The following is a 16,313-nucleotide window of genomic DNA, read 5'->3' as shown; positions in this document are numbered from 1 at the left end:
CTTACCAGGTTTGGGTGGCCTTGAACTTCTCGATACCAGCCTTGATGCCGGCGTCGATTTCGTCGTTGAAGTCACCCTTCTCGTTGATCTTCGCCATCAGGGCGGCGTGATCACGGTTGAAGTAGGCGATCAAGGCTTGTTCGAAGGCGCCGATCTTGGCGAGCTCGATGTCCTGCAGGAAGCCACGCTCGGCGGCGTACAGGCTCAGCGACATGTCGGCGATGGACATGGGCGCGTACTGCTTCTGCTTCATCAGCTCGGTAACGCGCTGACCGTGCTCAAGTTGCTTGCGGGTAGCCTCGTCCAGGTCGGAAGCGAACTGCGCGAACGCAGCCAGTTCACGGTACTGGGCCAGGGCGGTACGGATACCACCGGAGAGCTTCTTGATGATCTTGGTCTGGGCCGCGCCACCAACACGGGATACCGAGATACCGGCGTTGACGGCCGGACGGATACCCGAGTTGAACAGTGCGGATTCCAGGAAGATCTGACCGTCGGTGATGGAGATCACGTTGGTCGGAACGAACGCGGAAACGTCACCAGCCTGGGTTTCGATGATCGGCAGGGCGGTCAGGGAACCAGTCTTGCCTTTCACAGCGCCGTTGGTGAACTTCTCGACGTACTCTTCGGAAACGCGGGAAGCACGCTCCAGCAGACGGCTGTGGAGATAGAACACGTCGCCTGGGTAAGCTTCGCGGCCCGGCGGACGGCGCAGCAGCAGGGAGATCTGGCGGTACGCTACGGCTTGCTTGGACAGGTCATCATAGATGATCAGTGCGTCTTCGCCGCGGTCGCGGAAGTACTCACCCATGGTGCAGCCGGAGTACGGAGCGATGTACTGCAGAGCAGGGGATTCGGAAGCACTGGCGGCCACGATGATGGTGTTGGCCAGGGCGCCGTTTTCTTCCAGCTTGCGAACTACGTTGGCGATGGTCGATTGCTTCTGACCGATAGCTACGTAGACGCAGCGGATGCCGCTGTCTTTCTGGTTGATGATGGCGTCGACGGCCAGGGCAGTCTTACCAATCTGACGGTCACCGATGATCAGCTCACGCTGGCCACGGCCGATCGGGATCATGGCGTCAACGGCCTTGTAACCGGTCTGTACCGGCTGGTCTACCGACTTACGCCAGATCACGCCCGGCGCTACTTTTTCCACCGCATCGGTGGCAGCAGCGTTGATCGGACCTTTGCCGTCGATCGGGTTGCCCAGGGCGTCAACGACGCGACCCAGCAGTTCCGGACCAACCGGGACTTCCAGGATGCGGCCGGTGCACTTGGCGCTCATACCTTCGGCCAGACCGAGGTATTTGCCCAGGATTACGGCACCAACGGAGTCTTGCTCCAGGTTCAGCGCCATACCGTAGATGCCGCCCGGGAACTCGATCATTTCACCGTACATCACATCGGCCAGGCCGTAGATGCGCACGATGCCGTCGGAAACGGAGACGATGGTGCCTTCGTTGCGGGCTTGGGAAGAGACGTCGAGTTTCTCGATACGTCCCTTGATGATTTCACTAATTTCGGAAGGATTGAGTTGCTGCATTGCTCTGCTGCCCCTTCAAACTCAAGATTTCAACGCTTCGGCCAGTTTCGCGATTTTGCCGCGAACCGAGCCATCGATAACCAGGTCGCCGGCGCGGATGACTACACCACCAATGAGGCTGGAGTCTTCCACGGCGTGCAGACGCACTTCCCGGCTGAGCCGTGCGCTGAGAACCTTGGCGAGTTTGTCTTGCTGTTCATCGCTCAATGCGAAGGCACTGGTTACTTCCACATCTACCGACTTTTCCTGCTCGGCCTTGTACAGCTCGAACTGTTCGGCGATTTCCGACAGCAGCACGAGGCGGCCATTCTCGGAAACGACATGGATGAAGTTCTGTGCCTGGGCGTCGAACTTGTCGCCAACTACCTCAATGAAGGCATTGGCTTTCTCTGCGCTCGTCAGACGCGGGGCTTTGAGCACGCGCTGCATGGTGTCGTCCTGCGACACCGCAGCGGCCAGGCCTAGCATGGCCGACCAGGCGGCCAGCTGCTGATGGGCCTGGGCGTACTCGAAAGCAGCCTTGGCGTAAGGTCGGGCCAGCGTGGTCAGTTCTGCCATGATCGCCCTCGCTTAGATTTCGGCTGCTAGTTTGTTAACCAGCTCCGCGTGCGCGTTTTGATCGATAGTGGCACCCAGGATCTTCTCGGCACCATTGACGGCCAGGCTGCCCAGTTGGGCACGCAGGGCGTCTTTGACGCTGTTCAGTTCCTGTTCGATCTCAGCCTGAGCTTGCGCCTTCAGGCGCTCGCCTTCAGCACGTGCCTGATCGCGAGATTCGTCGACGATCTGGGTAGCGCGCTTTTTGGCTTGCTCGATGATTTCAGCTGCCTGAGCCTTGGCTTCGCGCAGTTGCTGACCCACTTTTTCATGGGCCAGCTCCAGGTCACGAGCCGCACGGTTGGCAGCGTCCAGACCATCAGCGATCTTCTTCTGACGTTCACGCAGAGCAGTGATGACCGGGGGCCACACGAACTTCATGCAGAACAGTACGAAGATGAAGAACGCAACGGACTGGCCGATCAGGGTTGCATTAATGTTCACGCCAACACCTCGCTCGTTCGTTGTCAGTCGAATCCTCGAAAATCGAGGATTACTGGGCTACCTGAGCAATGAACGGGTTAGCGAAGGTGAAGAACAGGGCGATACCAACGCCGATCATGGTTACGGCGTCGAGCAGACCGGCCACGATGAACATCTTAACTTGCAGCATCGGAACCATTTCCGGCTGGCGAGCAGCGCCTTCCAGGAACTTGCCACCCAGCAGACCGAAGCCAATGGCGGTACCCAGGGCACCCAGACCAATCAGCAGAGCTACGGCGATCGCGGTCAGACCTACTACAGTTTCCATTTTTCCTCCCGACTTTATGTCGTGTTGGTTAAGGTTTAAGTGAAGCGGTAAAGCGAAATCGTTTTGTTCCCACTGCCCTTGCGGGCTTTCCGGCCCGAAGCCGGAACCATCTCAAACAAACAGCGCATCCTCTCGCCTTTCGGGCACCTTCTTCCTTTTCGGAAGAAGGTCAGTTGATGCGCTGCGCGTTATTAATGGTTGTCCTCATGCGCCATCGACAGATAGACGATGGTCAGCATCATGAAGATGAAGGCCTGCAGGGTGATGATCAGGATGTGGAACACAGCCCACGCCCACTGCAGTGCGACACCCAGACCGCTCAGCAGCAGGATGCCTGCGCCGAACATCACGGCAATAAGGATGAACACCAGCTCGCCGGCGTACATGTTGCCGAACAGACGCAGAGCCAGGGAGATCGGCTTGGCGATCAGGGTGACGAACTCGAGCAGGAAGTTGACCGGAATCAGCAGGATCTGAACGAAGATGTTCTTGCTGCTGAAGGGGTGCAGGGTCAGTTCGCCGAGGAAGCCGCCGATGCCTTTAACCTTGATGCTGTAGAAGATGATCAAGCCGAACACCGAGAAGGCCATGCCCAGCGTGGCATTCGGGTCGGTGGTCGGAACGGCACGGAACGGAATGTGCGAATCACCGGAGATGAGTACGGCCAGCATCGGGATCCAGTCCACCGGGATCAGGTCGATGGCGTTCATCAGGAAGATCCAGACGAAGATGGTCAGCGCCAGCGGGGCGATCAGCGGGTTGCGACCGTGGAAGGTGTCTTTGACGTTGGTGTCGACGAAGTCGACCATCACTTCGACGAGGTTCTGCAGGCCGCCGGGAATGCCGGAAGTGGCTTTCTTGGCCGCCATGCGGAAGAGGATTACGAACAGGAGGCCGAGGCCGATGGACCAGCCCAGGGTGTCCACGTGGAAAGCCCAGAAGCCCATTTCCTTGGCTTGCTCGGCGGTGTGGGCAAAGCCCCAATCGCCATTGGGCAGACGACCGAAGGTCAGGTTCTGCAGGTGGTGCTGGATATAGCCCGAAGCGGTTTGCTCTGCCATGTTTGCCTCAAACGCCCTAAGGTTTCGAAAGTCTTGTTCTCATCAGCAGGGGCGCGAACCAGCTGACCGACTGGGTCAGCAGGAAGACGCCGAAAACTGCCGGCGCATCCAGAGGTTTCACACCTGCAAACGTCAGTGCAAACAGCACTGCCGTCAGAATCAGCTTGCCCATTTCGCCCGCATAGAAAGAGCGGACTATCGCCTGGGCAGCACGGGCTCCGCTGTAACGGAACGCCTTGCGGGCGAAATACAGGTTCGGCACCCAGGCGACCAAGCCGCCGCACAAGCCAGAGTATCCAGCTACCGTGCCGCGCCACTGCCAGAGAACGACAGCAGCGAGCAGCAGGACGACCAGTTGCACCAGCAGCACCGGAAAGACCGGTACACGATGGAAAGGCAGGCGGTTTGGCGTGCGGATATCCATCGCAGCAGGTCCTCTGGAGTCGGCCGCTGGAATCAACGACTTGGCATACTTTGTGCCGACAAAATTGCGCGCAGAGTATAGGGGGGGAACCCCCCCCGTTCAACTGGCGGGTAGTGAAATCCGACCGCCGCTACAGCGCCAAATGTTTCAGCGGATGTGGGCCAGAACACCCTGTAGTTCATCGAGGGAGTTGTAGCGAATGACGAGTTGTCCTTTGCCTTTCTGACCGTGCTTGATCTGCACCGGAGCGCCCAACCGCTCAGCCAGGCGCTGTTCAAGCCTGCTGATATCGGGGTCGGCCTTGACCACTTCGACAGCTTTTTCCTTGCTGTTCATCCACTGCCGTACCAGTGCCTCGGTTTGGCGCACGGTGAGCCCGCGTGCGACAACATGTCGCGCCCCTTCCACCTGACGCTCCAGGGGAAGACCTAGGAGTGCACGGGCATGCCCCATTTCCAGATCGCCATGGGAAAGCAGGGTTTTGATCTCTTCCGGCAGGCCAATCAGGCGCAGCAGGTTGGTGATGGTCACGCGGGATTTGCCGACGGCTTCAGCGACCTGCTGCTGGGTAAGCTGGAACTCCTGCTGCAGGCGCTGTAAGGCGATGGCTTCCTCGATGGGATTGAGGTCCTCGCGCTGGATGTTCTCGATCAGTGCCATGGCGATGGCCGCTTCGTCCGGAACTTCGCGGACCATGGCCGGAATCTTGTCCAGACCAGCCTGCTGGCTAGCGCGCCAGCGACGTTCGCCGGCGATGATCTCGTAACGACCGGAACCGATCGGGCGCACCACGATAGGTTGCATGACGCCCTGGGCCCTGATCGATTGGGCCAGTTCTTCCAGGGCCGTAGGGTCCATGTCGCGGCGGGGCTGGTACTTGCCGCGCTGGATCAGGTCCAGAGGCAGGTGTTGCAGCTCGCGGGTATCGACCTGGACAGCTTCTTCTTCGAGTTTGGTGACGGTACTGCCGCCTAGCAGGGCGTCCAAGCCACGGCCCAGACCTCGTTTTTTCGCGGCCATGCGGATTCCTTATGCGGTAGCGGTTTTAGCATTGGCGCGCTGGCGGCGGACCAGTTCACCAGCCAGTGCGAGATAGGCGATGGCGCCACGGGATTGCTTGTCGTAGACCAAGGCCGGCATGCCGAAACTGGGAGCCTCAGCCAGGCGGACGTTACGTGGGATGACGGCATCGTAGAGCTTGTCGCCGAAATGCGCCTTGAGTTGCGCCGATACGTCGTTGGTCAGGCTGATGCGCGGGTCGTACATGGTACGCAACAGACCCTCGATCTTCAGATTCGGATTCAGCAAGTGGGCGATGCGCTGGATGCTGTTCACCAGGTCCGACAAGCCTTCGAGTGCGTAGTACTCGCACTGCATGGGAATGATCACGCCGTCGGAGGCAACCAAAGCGTTGATCGTCAGCATCGACAGCGAAGGCGGGCAGTCGATGAGGATGTAGTCGTAGTTCTCGCGAATCGGAGCCAATGCTTCGCGCAGCCGATGCTCCTTGCTCGGCATGTCCAGCAGGGCCACTTCTGCCGCGGTTAGGTCGCGGTTAGCCGGCAGCAGCTGATAGCCGCCGTGCTCGGAGTACTGCATGGCGGTAGCCAGGTCGCACTCCCCGGTCAGCACGTCGTAGACGGAATGCTCCAGGGCGAGCTTGTCGATGCCGCTGCCCATGGTCGCATTACCCTGGGGGTCGAGGTCGATCAGCAGCACGCGCCGCTTCGTGGCAACCAGCGAGGCTGCGAGGTTGACACAGGTGGTGGTCTTGCCGACCCCGCCTTTCTGATTGGCGATTGCGAATACCTTGGCCATGGCCACCTTCCCCCTCATAGCGTGCGGCGCAGTATCAGCAGATGGCGCTGACCTTGGCAACCGGGAACGTCCAGCTGATGCGCGGTCTCGACGTGGAAGTCGGACGGCAGTGCCTGGAGCTCGTCATCCGGGTGCAGTCCCTTCATGGCCAGCCAGCGTGTTTCGCCGTCGCCCAGATGCCGAGTCCAGTTGCTGAAATCCTCCAGCGAGCTGAATGCACGCGAAACGATCCCATCGAATGGCTGCTCCGGTGTGAAGGCCTCGACCCGGCTGTGGACAACTTCGAGATTGGTGAGTTTCAGCTCCAGCTTCACCTGGGTGAGGAAGCGTGTCTTCTTGCCGTTGGAATCGAGCAGAGTGAATTGCCGCTCAGGGAACAGGATGGCCAGCGGGATGCCGGGCATGCCTCCGCCGCTACCGACATCCAGCCAGTTATCCCCAAGCGTTGCCACATGTGGCACCACGCTGAGGCTATCGAGCAGATGACGCGAGACCATTTCATCGGGATCACGCACGGCAGTCAGGTTGTAGGCCTTGTTCCACTTGATCAGCAAGGCCAGATAGGCAAGGAGCCCTTTCTGTTTCTCCGGGGACAGCTCGACAGCAAGCTGCTTTGCGCCATGGGACAGCTCGTCAGCATGGCGTTGGGTAACCAGGGACATCAGGCGCTCTGCTCCAGCTGACGGCCAGCGCCGCGTTTCTTCAAGTGAATCAGCAACAGGGAAATTGCCGCCGGGGTGACACCGGGAATACGGCCTGCCTGGCCCAGGGTTTCCGGACGGGAGTTGCCAAGCTTGTGCTGGATCTCCTTGGACAGGCCAGAAATGCTCGCGTAGTCCAGGTCCTCGGGCAGGCGAATGTCTTCGCTTGCACGCAAGCGGGCGATCTCATCCTGCTGGCGGTCGATGTAGCCGGCGTACTTGGTCTTGATCTCGACCTGCTCGGCGACTTGCGGGTCTTCGGCACCACCGCCTGTGACTTCCACCAGGCCGGCGTAATCGATTTCCGGGCGACTCAGCAGGTTGAGCAGGTTGTACTCATGGGCCAGCGGCGTGCCGAAGCGCTGGGAAATCGCTTCGCCTTCCGGCGTTCCAGGGCGAACCCAGGTGCTCTTCAGGCGCTGTTCCTCGACGGCAATGCCCTCGCGCTTGGCTTCGAAGGCCGCCCAGCGCTTGTCATCGACCAATCCGAGTTCCCGCCCTTTCTCAGTCAGGCGCAGGTCCGCGTTGTCTTCCCGCAGGATCAGCCGGTACTCGGCGCGCGAAGTGAACATGCGGTAGGGCTCCTGGGTGCCCAGGGTAATCAGGTCGTCAACAAGCACGCCGATATACGCCTCGTCACGACGAGGGCACCAGGCTTCTTTGCCCTGGGTGCGCAGGGCAGCGTTGGCGCCAGCGAGCAAGCCCTGGGCGCCGGCTTCTTCGTAGCCGGTGGTGCCGTTGATCTGGCCCGCGAAGAACAGGCCGGAGATGACCTTGGTTTCCAGGCTGTACTTCAGGTCGCGCGGGTCGAAGTAGTCGTACTCGATGGCATAGCCGGGACGGACGATGTGGGCGTTCTCCATGCCACGGATGGAGCGCACGATCTCCAGCTGCACGTCGAACGGCAGTGAAGTGGATATGCCATTGGGATACAGCTCATGGGTCGTCAGGCCTTCCGGCTCGAGGAATACCTGGTGGCTGTCCTTGTCGGCGAAGCGATGGATCTTGTCTTCGATGGACGGGCAGTAGCGCGGACCGATGCCTTCGATCACGCCGGAGTACATCGGCGAGCGGTCGAGGTTGTTGGCGATGATCTCGTGGGTACGCGCGTTGGTGTGGGTGATCCAGCAACTTACCTGGCGTGGATGCTGTTCCTTCGAGCCAACGAAAGACATCACAGGAATGGGCGTATCGCCGGGCTGCTCGGTCATTACCGAGAAATCCACAGAGCGTCCGTCGATCCGCGGCGGGGTGCCGGTCTTCAGACGACCGACGCGCAGCGGCAGCTCACGAAGGCGCTGCGCCAGCGCTATGGACGGCGGATCGCCGGCACGGCCACCGGAATAGTTTTGCAGGCCGATGTGAATAAGTCCGCCGAGGAAGGTTCCGGTGGTCAGGACGACGGACTCTGCCAGGAAGCGCAGCCCCATTTGCGTCACTACGCCCTTCACCTGGTCGTTCTCGACGATCAGGTCATCGCAAGCCTGCTGGAATATCCACAGGTTCGACTGGTTCTCGAGTATCTCGCGAATGGCGGCCTTGTAGAGCACGCGGTCTGCCTGGGCACGGGTAGCACGTACGGCCGGCCCTTTGCGGCTGTTCAGGACTCGAAACTGGATGCCGCCCAGATCGGTGGCGGTCGCCATGGCGCCGCCAAGGGCGTCAATTTCCTTGACCAGGTGGCTCTTGCCGATACCGCCGATGGCCGGGTTGCAGCTCATCTGGCCGAGGGTTTCGACATTGTGGGTAAGCAGAAGGGTCTTCACGCCCATGCGTGCGGCTGCCAGGGCGGCCTCAGTGCCGGCATGGCCGCCACCGATCACGATCACGTCAAAACGGGAAGGGAAATCCACCGCGCACCTCGTGCCTGTTCAAGGCTGGGAAATAGAGAAAGCCGCACAGTATAGGGGAATTTGCCCATTCGCTTGAAGCCTTCTGGCCAAAAAATAGCCAGTCTGCCCTCGTGACGCTTTTTCAGGAAAGTTATCCATCTGTGGAAATGTCCTTGTGGGTAAAAGAAAACAAAAGAGGAGAATTTTTTAAAAAGCTTGTTCTTATGTTTATACCTTAGGGAAGCACATTTCTGTGGATAAGTGTCTCTAGGCCATCAAGGTCGGGTATTCCAGGGAATGATAATCCTGTTACATTCCTGCCAGTAGCCGTTGTGTATGCCGTCAGAAAGCTGTGCACCTAATGCATGGTTATGCACAGGGGATTTATCCCTCTGGTTTTCACCAGGGTTATGGACTGGGTTATCGGTAACTTATCAACAGGGTTCAGGACCACTATTTTTCAGCAGACAGGCAGCGACGGACCGCCCAAAAAGCGGGCAGTCGCGTCGTCTGTGGATAAAAAGGAAGGTGTTCGGCTTACTTGCCGATGCAGAAGCTGGAGAAGATACGGCCGAGGAGGTCGTCTGAGCTGAAGGCGCCAGTGATTTCGCCCAGGGCTTGCTGAGCCTGGCGCAGGTCTTCTGCCAGCAGTTCCCCGGCGCCTGCCAGGGTGAGCTGAGAGCGACCGTGTTCTAGGAAGGAGCCTGCAAGGCGGAGGGCTTCCAGATGACGACGGCGCGCGCTGAAGCTGCTCTCTGCGGTTTGTTGATAACCCATGCAGGCCTTCAGGTGTTCGCGCAGTAGTTCCAGGCCATCGCCGGATCGCGCGGAAAGGCTGATGGTGACATGACGATCCTCGCTGATTTCCAGGCCGATGGATTCGCCGCTAATGTCGGCCTTGTTGCGAATCAAGGTGACCCTGGCCGGGTCAGGCTTCTGATCCAGGAATTCAGGCCACAGGGCAAAGGGATCAGCAGCCTCGGGGGCTGTGGCGTCGACCACCAATAGCACGCGATCCGCTTCTCCAATGGCCTTGAGCGCGCGCTCTACGCCGATCTTTTCCACATGGTCGTCCGTGTCCCGCAGGCCGGCGGTATCCACCACGTGCAGCGGCATTCCATCGATGTGGATATGTTCGCGCAACACGTCGCGAGTAGTACCGGCGATGTCAGTGACAATGGCCGCTTCACGTCCCGCGAGGGCATTCAGCAGGCTCGATTTTCCGGCGTTGGGGCGCCCTGCGATCACCACGTTCATGCCGTCGCGCAGCAACGCCCCCTGTCCAGCTTCGCGAATGACTGTGGATAAGTTATCCCGCACGCCATCCAGTAGCCCAAGCACATGGCCATCGGCGAGGAAGTCGATCTCTTCCTCGGGGAAGTCGATCGCAGCCTCTACGTAGATACGCAGTTCGATCAGTTTCTCGGTGAGCGTATGCACGCGCCTGGAAAATTCGCCTTGCAGCGAGCGCAGCGCATTGCGCGCGGCTTGTTCTGAACTGGCTTCGATCAGATCAGCTATCGCTTCAGCCTGGGCCAGGTCTAGCTTGTCATTCAGGAAGGCGCGCTCGCTGAACTCGCCAGGGCGAGCCTGACGCGCACCGAGCTCCATGCAGCGGCGCAGCAACAGGTCCATCACAACTGGACCACCGTGGCCTTGCAGCTCGAAGACGTCTTCACCGGTAAAGGAGTTGGGACCCGGGAAGTAGAGAGCAATTCCCTGGTCGAGTGTTTGACCAGAGGCGTCGAGGAATGGGCCGTAATGGGCGAAGCGGGGCTTGGGTGCGCGGCCGCTGATAGCCTCGGCTATACGTGCGGCGTGTGGCCCAGAAACGCGGACGATACCTACGCCGCCCCGCCCCTGGGCGGTTGCGACGGCAGCAATGGTGTCACGGACAGGATTCATCTGTGGATACCCGAGGGTCTGCGGATTGCGGATAGCAAGACGCCCCCAGAGGGGGCGTCTTGTTCAAGCTGACTGGCGTCGCTGTCAGGCTGCTGCCTTCTTGCTGGCCGCCTCGATCTGCCGGGTAATGTACCACTGCTGTGCGATCGACAGGATGTTGTTGACCACCCAGTAAACCACCAGGCCTGCCGGGAACCACAGGAAGAAGAAGGTGAAGATGATCGGCATCAGCTTCAGTACCTTGGCCTGCATGGGATCCGGCGGAGTCGGGTTCAGCTGCTGCTGGATGAACATGGTCGCGCCCATGATTATCGGCAGGATGAAGAACGGGTCCTTGATCGACAGGTCGGTGATCCAGAACATCCACGGGGCTTGGCGCATTTCCACGCTTTCCAGCAGTACCCAGTAGAGGGCCAGGAAAACCGGCATCTGTACCAGGATTGGCAGGCAGCCGCCCAGCGGGTTGATCTTCTCCTTCTTGTACAGCTCCATCATCGCCTGGGACATCTTCTGGCGATCGTCACCGTGCTGCTCTTTCAGTGCCTGCAGCTTCGGCGATACAGCACGCATACGCGCCATGGATCTGTAGCTCGCGGCCGAGAGCGGGAAGAACGCGCCCTTGATCATGATGGTCAGGACGATGATCGACCAGCCCCAGTTGCCGAGCAGGCTGTGGATATGTTGCAGCAGCCAGAAGATCGGCTGGGCGATGAACCACAGGAAGCCGTAGTCGACGGTTAGTTCCAGGCCCGGGGAAAGTTGTTTCAGGTGGCTCTGGGTCTTAGGACCGGCGTACAGGGTTGCGGAAGTTTCGGCGGAAGCACCGGCCGGCACGTTCAACGCGGAGCCTACGAAGCCAACGATGTAGTTGCCCTTTGAATCCTTGCGGGTCTGGACGGTGCTGTTCTGGTCCTTGTCGGCGACCCAGGCGGTCACGAAGTAGTGCTGCAGCCAGGCTACCCAACCACCTTGGACACTTTCCTTGAAGGCCTGCTTGTCCATGTCCTTCATGGAGATCTTCTTGTACGGCTCGTCCGGGGTCCAGACGGCGGCGCCCAGGTAGGTGGACACGCCGGTTGCGGTGGTGGACGACGGATCAGCGCTGGCGTCACGTTTCAGCTGGGCGTACATGCTGCCGGTCCAGGGCTGGGCGCTCTGGTTGTCGATCTTGTACGACACCTGTAGCTCGTACTTGCCGCGGGTGAGGGTGAAGCGCTTGGTGTAGTTGACGCCGGCTTCGCTGAAGGTGAGGTCGACTACCAGTTGCTCCTGGCCGTCGGCCAGCGTGTAGCTGCGTTGAGTCGCGCTGTACAGCGGACGACCGTTGGCACGCGCGTCCGGGCCGTTGGCGCCTACGAGGCCGCTCTGTGCCTGGTACAGGCGTTCGCCACCGTTGTCGAACAACTGGAAGGGAACGTCCGGACGATCCTGGCGGCGTGGGTACTTAGGCAGGGTCAGCTGGACGATGTCACCGCCGTTCGGATCGATGGCTAGGTTGAGGACATCGGTTTCAACGCGGATCAGGTCGCTGCTGGGGGCAACCTGGGCGACTGCCGGCTCATTGCGTTCCGCGGTAGTGGCGGTCGGCACATCGTCGCTGGTCTTGGCGCTTGCGGTGTCGTCCGGGAGGGTCGCTTGCGCGGTGATCGCGCTGGTGCCTGTGGTCGGTAGGGCAGCTTGGCCGTAGTCCTGGTTCCACTGCAGAACCATCAAGTAGGACACGATTGCCAGGGCGACGATCAGGATCGAGCGTTGAATATCCATGATTACTCGGCCATCGAAGAGGATTGGGATGTGTTGGCGGGTGGCACCGGGTCATAGCCGCCCGGATTCCACGGATGACAGCGGCCCAGCCGACGCAGGGTCAGCCAGCCGCCACGCAGGACGCCATGCTGTTCGATGGCCTCCTGCGCGTAGCAGGAACAACTGGGATAGAAACGACAGTGATTGGCCATCAGCGGGCTGATGGCGTAGCGGTAGAACTGGATCGGAGCGAGGGCCAGTTTACGCATGGGGACTGTCGGACACCCCTGATCCGGTCGATGGTTCAGGGCGAGTCCGGCTGCGCGCCAGGCGCTTCCAGAGTTTGCCGAACTGATGTCTCAGCTCAGGATTCTCCAGTTCGCCAATGCCTTTACGCGCCACGATCACGATGTCCCAGCCGACCAACAACTCGAGGTTGTGACGGAAGGATTCGCGTATCTGGCGTTTCAGGCGATTGCGCTCAACGGAGAGCTTTACGCTCTTCTTACCGATCACCAGACCCAAACGGGGATGATCAAGACCGTTATCACGCGCGAGGAGCAGGACGTGCTTGCCGGGAACCTTCCCGGTGGGTGAGTCGAAGACTGCCTTGAATTGTCGGGGAACCAGCAGACGCTTTTCCCGACCGAAGCCCTGACTCACCACCCGTTCCGGATAATCAGACGGTCAGGCGCTTGCGGCCCTTGGCGCGACGACGCGACAGGACTTGGCGGCCGTTCTTGGTGGCCATGCGGGCACGGAAACCGTGGGTGCGAGCGCGCTTGATGGTGCTGGGTTGGAAAGTGCGTTTCATGATGCTTTACCTGGTGGTCACTACGGGCCGGAAGTGGCCCCCGTTTAAAGAGACCGGCAATTCTAGTGAAACGCTGCGTGCAGGTCAATTTCCAACCAGTACCGTCGAGCAAAAGAATATAGAAGGAAGGAAGAATTAAGAAAGCTTGGTTGTGTTTTTAGAAACTGTAGAGCGGCTTTCCTGTGGAAAACCTTGCGGACGGCCCATTCTGCCTGTCGATGAGCAGGCTAACAACCTTGTCGAAAAGACGTGTCCTGGCTGTGTGGTTGTCGTGTAGAAGCTGGGGATCGAATGACCTTTTACCCACAGGGTGGTTGTGCAACGAGTTTTCCCCAGACTCAGAAGCCGGGTTAAACCATGGTTATCCACAAGATTCATGCCAGGCGGATGGCAATTTCGGCTGGTGAATAACATCTTGATTTTATTCAACCATTCGCCCTCTTTCATGTGGATAACTCCTCGGGCGGTCGCTACAATGACGGCTGTTTTTTGCGTCCGGCACTTTTCCGACTTGGGGGATATCCGTGTCAGTGGAACTTTGGCAGCAGTGCGTGGAACTCCTGCGCGATGAGCTGCCTGCCCAGCAATTCAACACCTGGATCCGCCCGTTACAGGTTGAAGCCGATGGAGACGAACTGCGCGTCTACGCGCCGAACCGGTTCGTGCTCGATTGGGTCAATGAAAAGTACATGGGCCGGCTTCTCGAGTTGCTCGGCGAACGAGGCAACGGTCTGGCGCCTGCCCTTTCCTTATTAATAGGCAGCAAACGCAGCCCGGCTCCCCGGAAGGCCCCTCCGCCTCCGCCGCCGGTCATGGCTCCGCCGCCCCCCGCTCCTGTGGCGCCACCGCAGATGCGTATCGAGACTGTGGAAGAATCCCGCGACAATCTCGATCCGTTGGCTTCGGTTGTGCCCGCGCCAGCGATTCGCACCGAACGTTCCGTACAGGTTGAAGGTGCGCTCAAGCACACCAGCTACCTGAACCGTACCTTCACCTTCGAAAACTTCGTCGAGGGTAAGTCGAACCAGTTGGCTCGTGCCGCTGCCTGGCAGGTCGCGGACAACCCGAAGCACGGCTACAACCCCCTGTTCCTCTATGGCGGTGTCGGCCTCGGTAAGACGCACTTGATGCACGCTGTGGGTAACCACCTGCTGAAGAAGAATCCGAATGCCAAGGTGGTTTACCTGCATTCCGAGCGCTTCGTGGCGGATATGGTGAAGGCGCTGCAGCTGAATGCGATCAACGAATTCAAACGCTTCTACCGTTCGGTGGACGCGCTACTGATCGACGACATCCAGTTCTTTGCCCGCAAAGAGCGTTCGCAGGAGGAGTTTTTCCACACCTTCAACGCATTGCTGGAGGGCGGACAACAGGTGATTCTCACCAGCGATCGATATCCCAAGGAAATCGAGGGGCTGGAAGAGCGTCTCAAGTCGCGCTTTGGTTGGGGATTGACTGTCGCCGTCGAGCCGCCAGAGCTGGAAACGCGGGTGGCGATCCTGATGAAGAAGGCCGAGCAGGCCAAGGTCGATCTGCCGCATGACGCCGCATTCTTCATCGCACAGCGCATCCGTTCCAATGTGCGTGAGCTGGAGGGTGCGTTGAAGCGTGTGATCGCGCATGCCCACTTCATGGGGCGTGACATCACCATCGAACTGATCCGCGAGTCGCTCAAGGACCTGCTGGCCCTTCAGGACAAGCTGGTCAGCATCGACAACATCCAGCGCACCGTAGTCGAGTACTACAAGATCAAGATGTCCGACATGCTCTCCAAGCGCCGTTCGCGCTCGGTGGCTCGGCCGCGTCAGGTTGCCATGGCACTGTCCAAGGAATTGACTAATCACAGCCTACCGGAAATCGGCGACGCATTCGGCGGAAGAGACCACACCACGGTGCTTCATGCCTGTCGTAAGATTGCGCAATTAAGGGAATCCGACGCGGATATCCGCGAGGATTACAAGAATCTGCTGCGTACATTGACCACCTGACCGCAGCCCAAGAGGCAAGGGACTAGACCATGCATTTCACAATTCAACGCGAAGCCCTGTTGAAACCCCTGCAACTGGTCGCCGGCGTCGTCGAGCGCCGCCAGACCTTGCCGGTCCTCTCCAACGTACTGCTGGTAGTCGAAGGCCAGCAGCTGTCGTTGACCGGCACAGACCTCGAGGTCGAGCTGGTTGGGCGCGTTGCCCTGGAGGAACCGGCTGAGCCAGGTGAAATCACCGTACCGGCACGCAAGCTGATGGATATCTGCAAAAGCCTGCCGAGCGATGCGCTGATCGATATTCGCGTCGATGAGCAGAAACTGTTGATCAAGGCGGGTCGCAGTCGCTTCACGCTGTCCACACTGCCGGCGAACGATTTCCCTACCGTGGAAGAAGGTCCTGGCTCGCTGAACTTCAGCCTTGTGCAGAGCAAGCTGCGTCGTCTGATCGAGCGCACCAGCTTTGCCATGGCGCAGCAGGATGTACGCTACTACCTGAACGGCATGTTGTTGGAAGTGAATGCCGGTGTTCTGCGTGCTGTCGCTACCGACGGTCACCGTCTGGCCATGTGCGCGATGAACGCGGGGATCGAGGGTGTCGAACGCCATCAGGTGATTGTGCCGCGCAAGGGCATCCTGGAGCTGGCGCGTCTGCTAACCGAACAGGATGGCGAGGTTCGCATCGTCCTTGGTCAGCATCATATTCGTGCCACTACCGGTGAGTTCACCTTCACCTCCAAGTTGGTCGACGGCAAGTTCCCGGATTACGAACGCGTACTGCCGCGCGGTGGTGACAAGCTGGTCGTTGGCGATCGCCAGGCGCTGCGCGAAGCCTTCAGTCGTACTGCGATCCTTTCCAACGAGAAGTATCGTGGTATTCGTCTGACCCTGGCTGCAGGGCTGCTGAAGATTCAGGCCAACAACCCGGAGCAGGAAGAAGCCGAGGAAGAGGTTGCCGTGGAGTACGGCGGCAGCAATCTGGAAATTGGTTTCAACGTCAGTTACCTCCTGGATGTTCTGGGTGTCATGTCTACCGAGCAGGTTCGCCTGATTCTCTCGGATGCCAATAGTAGCGCCCTGGTACAGGAAGCCGACAACGATGAATCCTCCTACGTCGTAATGCCGATGCGTCTGTAA

17 protein-coding genes are annotated in these 16,313 nt (G+C 59.5%); 2 read left to right on the top strand and 15 right to left on the bottom strand.

Annotation, left to right across the window (positions count from 1 at the left end):
• Position 1: 1 nt before the first annotated feature.
• The 15 genes from atpA to rpmH all read right to left on the bottom strand — a co-directional run bounded on the left by atpA (position 2) and on the right by rpmH (position 13,192).
• A complete protein-coding gene (gene atpA, locus D6Z43_RS20205; protein WP_120653845.1) occupies positions 2-1,546 on the bottom strand; it encodes a F0F1 ATP synthase subunit alpha in 1,545 nt (514 codons plus the stop codon).
• 21 nt (positions 1,547-1,567) lie between these two features.
• Positions 1,568-2,104, bottom strand: a complete 537-nt coding sequence (locus tag D6Z43_RS20200) for a F0F1 ATP synthase subunit delta (protein ID WP_120653844.1) — start codon at positions 2,102-2,104, stop codon at positions 1,568-1,570.
• 12 nt (positions 2,105-2,116) lie between these two features.
• The gene (locus D6Z43_RS20195) at positions 2,117-2,587 is read right to left on the bottom strand and encodes a F0F1 ATP synthase subunit B (protein ID WP_077527493.1); all 471 of its coding nucleotides are present in this window, start codon (positions 2,585-2,587) and stop codon (positions 2,117-2,119) included.
• Positions 2,588-2,636: 49 nt separating this feature from the next.
• Complete coding sequence (atpE, locus tag D6Z43_RS20190; protein WP_003457994.1) at positions 2,637-2,894, bottom strand: F0F1 ATP synthase subunit C; 258 nt, start codon at positions 2,892-2,894, stop codon at positions 2,637-2,639.
• 191 nt (positions 2,895-3,085) lie between these two features.
• A complete protein-coding gene (atpB, locus tag D6Z43_RS20185; protein WP_120653843.1) occupies positions 3,086-3,955 on the bottom strand; it encodes a F0F1 ATP synthase subunit A in 870 nt (289 codons plus the stop codon).
• A gap of 16 nt (positions 3,956-3,971) precedes the next feature.
• Positions 3,972-4,379, bottom strand: coding sequence for a F0F1 ATP synthase subunit I (locus tag D6Z43_RS20180; RefSeq protein WP_120653842.1), 408 nt, complete (start codon positions 4,377-4,379; stop codon positions 3,972-3,974).
• Positions 4,380-4,526: 147 nt separating this feature from the next.
• Positions 4,527-5,399 carry a ParB/RepB/Spo0J family partition protein gene (locus D6Z43_RS20175; RefSeq protein WP_120653841.1) on the bottom strand — a complete coding sequence of 291 codons (873 nt, stop codon included), beginning with the start codon at positions 5,397-5,399 and terminating at the stop codon, positions 4,527-4,529.
• Between the two features lie 9 nt (positions 5,400-5,408).
• A complete protein-coding gene (locus D6Z43_RS20170) occupies positions 5,409-6,197 on the bottom strand; it encodes a ParA family protein (RefSeq protein WP_120653840.1) in 789 nt (262 codons plus the stop codon).
• A 14-nt stretch (positions 6,198-6,211) separates the two neighbouring features.
• The gene (gene rsmG, locus D6Z43_RS20165) at positions 6,212-6,859 is read right to left on the bottom strand and encodes a 16S rRNA (guanine(527)-N(7))-methyltransferase RsmG (protein ID WP_120653839.1); all 648 of its coding nucleotides are present in this window, start codon (positions 6,857-6,859) and stop codon (positions 6,212-6,214) included.
• Positions 6,859-8,751, bottom strand: a complete 1,893-nt coding sequence (gene mnmG / locus D6Z43_RS20160) for a tRNA uridine-5-carboxymethylaminomethyl(34) synthesis enzyme MnmG (protein WP_120653838.1) — start codon at positions 8,749-8,751, stop codon at positions 6,859-6,861. The genes rsmG and mnmG overlap by 1 nt, the downstream gene beginning before the upstream one ends.
• 516 nt (positions 8,752-9,267) lie before the next feature.
• Positions 9,268-10,635, bottom strand: coding sequence for a tRNA uridine-5-carboxymethylaminomethyl(34) synthesis GTPase MnmE (gene mnmE, locus D6Z43_RS20155; RefSeq protein WP_120653837.1), 1,368 nt, complete (start codon positions 10,633-10,635; stop codon positions 9,268-9,270).
• A gap of 84 nt (positions 10,636-10,719) precedes the next feature.
• Entirely contained in the window at positions 10,720-12,399 is a 1,680-nt protein-coding gene (yidC, locus tag D6Z43_RS20150) for a membrane protein insertase YidC (RefSeq protein ID WP_120653836.1), read from the bottom strand.
• A gap of 2 nt (positions 12,400-12,401) precedes the next feature.
• Positions 12,402-12,647, bottom strand: coding sequence for a membrane protein insertion efficiency factor YidD (yidD, locus tag D6Z43_RS20145; protein ID WP_120653835.1), 246 nt, complete (start codon positions 12,645-12,647; stop codon positions 12,402-12,404).
• A complete protein-coding gene (gene rnpA, locus D6Z43_RS20140; RefSeq protein ID WP_120653834.1) occupies positions 12,640-13,044 on the bottom strand; it encodes a ribonuclease P protein component in 405 nt (134 codons plus the stop codon). The genes yidD and rnpA overlap by 8 nt, the downstream gene beginning before the upstream one ends.
• Before the next feature lie 13 nt (positions 13,045-13,057).
• Positions 13,058-13,192: a 50S ribosomal protein L34 gene (gene rpmH / locus D6Z43_RS20135; RefSeq protein ID WP_003290924.1), complete on the bottom strand. Its 135-nt coding sequence runs from the start codon at positions 13,190-13,192 to the stop codon at positions 13,058-13,060.
• A 524-nt stretch (positions 13,193-13,716) separates the two neighbouring features.
• Between rpmH and dnaA the strand changes: the two genes are divergently transcribed.
• Both dnaA and dnaN read left to right on the top strand, forming a co-directional pair.
• Positions 13,717-15,180, top strand: a complete 1,464-nt coding sequence (gene dnaA / locus D6Z43_RS20130) for a chromosomal replication initiator protein DnaA (RefSeq protein WP_120653833.1) — start codon at positions 13,717-13,719, stop codon at positions 15,178-15,180.
• 29 nt (positions 15,181-15,209) lie between these two features.
• Entirely contained in the window at positions 15,210-16,313 is a 1,104-nt protein-coding gene (dnaN, locus tag D6Z43_RS20125) for a DNA polymerase III subunit beta (RefSeq protein WP_120653832.1), read from the top strand.

Origin of the sequence: Pseudomonas sp. DY-1 (genome assembly GCF_003626975.1) — a bacterium.
Lineage (GTDB): Bacteria > Pseudomonadota > Gammaproteobacteria > Pseudomonadales > Pseudomonadaceae > Metapseudomonas.
Note: the sequence above shows the minus strand (reverse complement) of the source record. Positions and strands in the feature narration are given on the sequence as shown.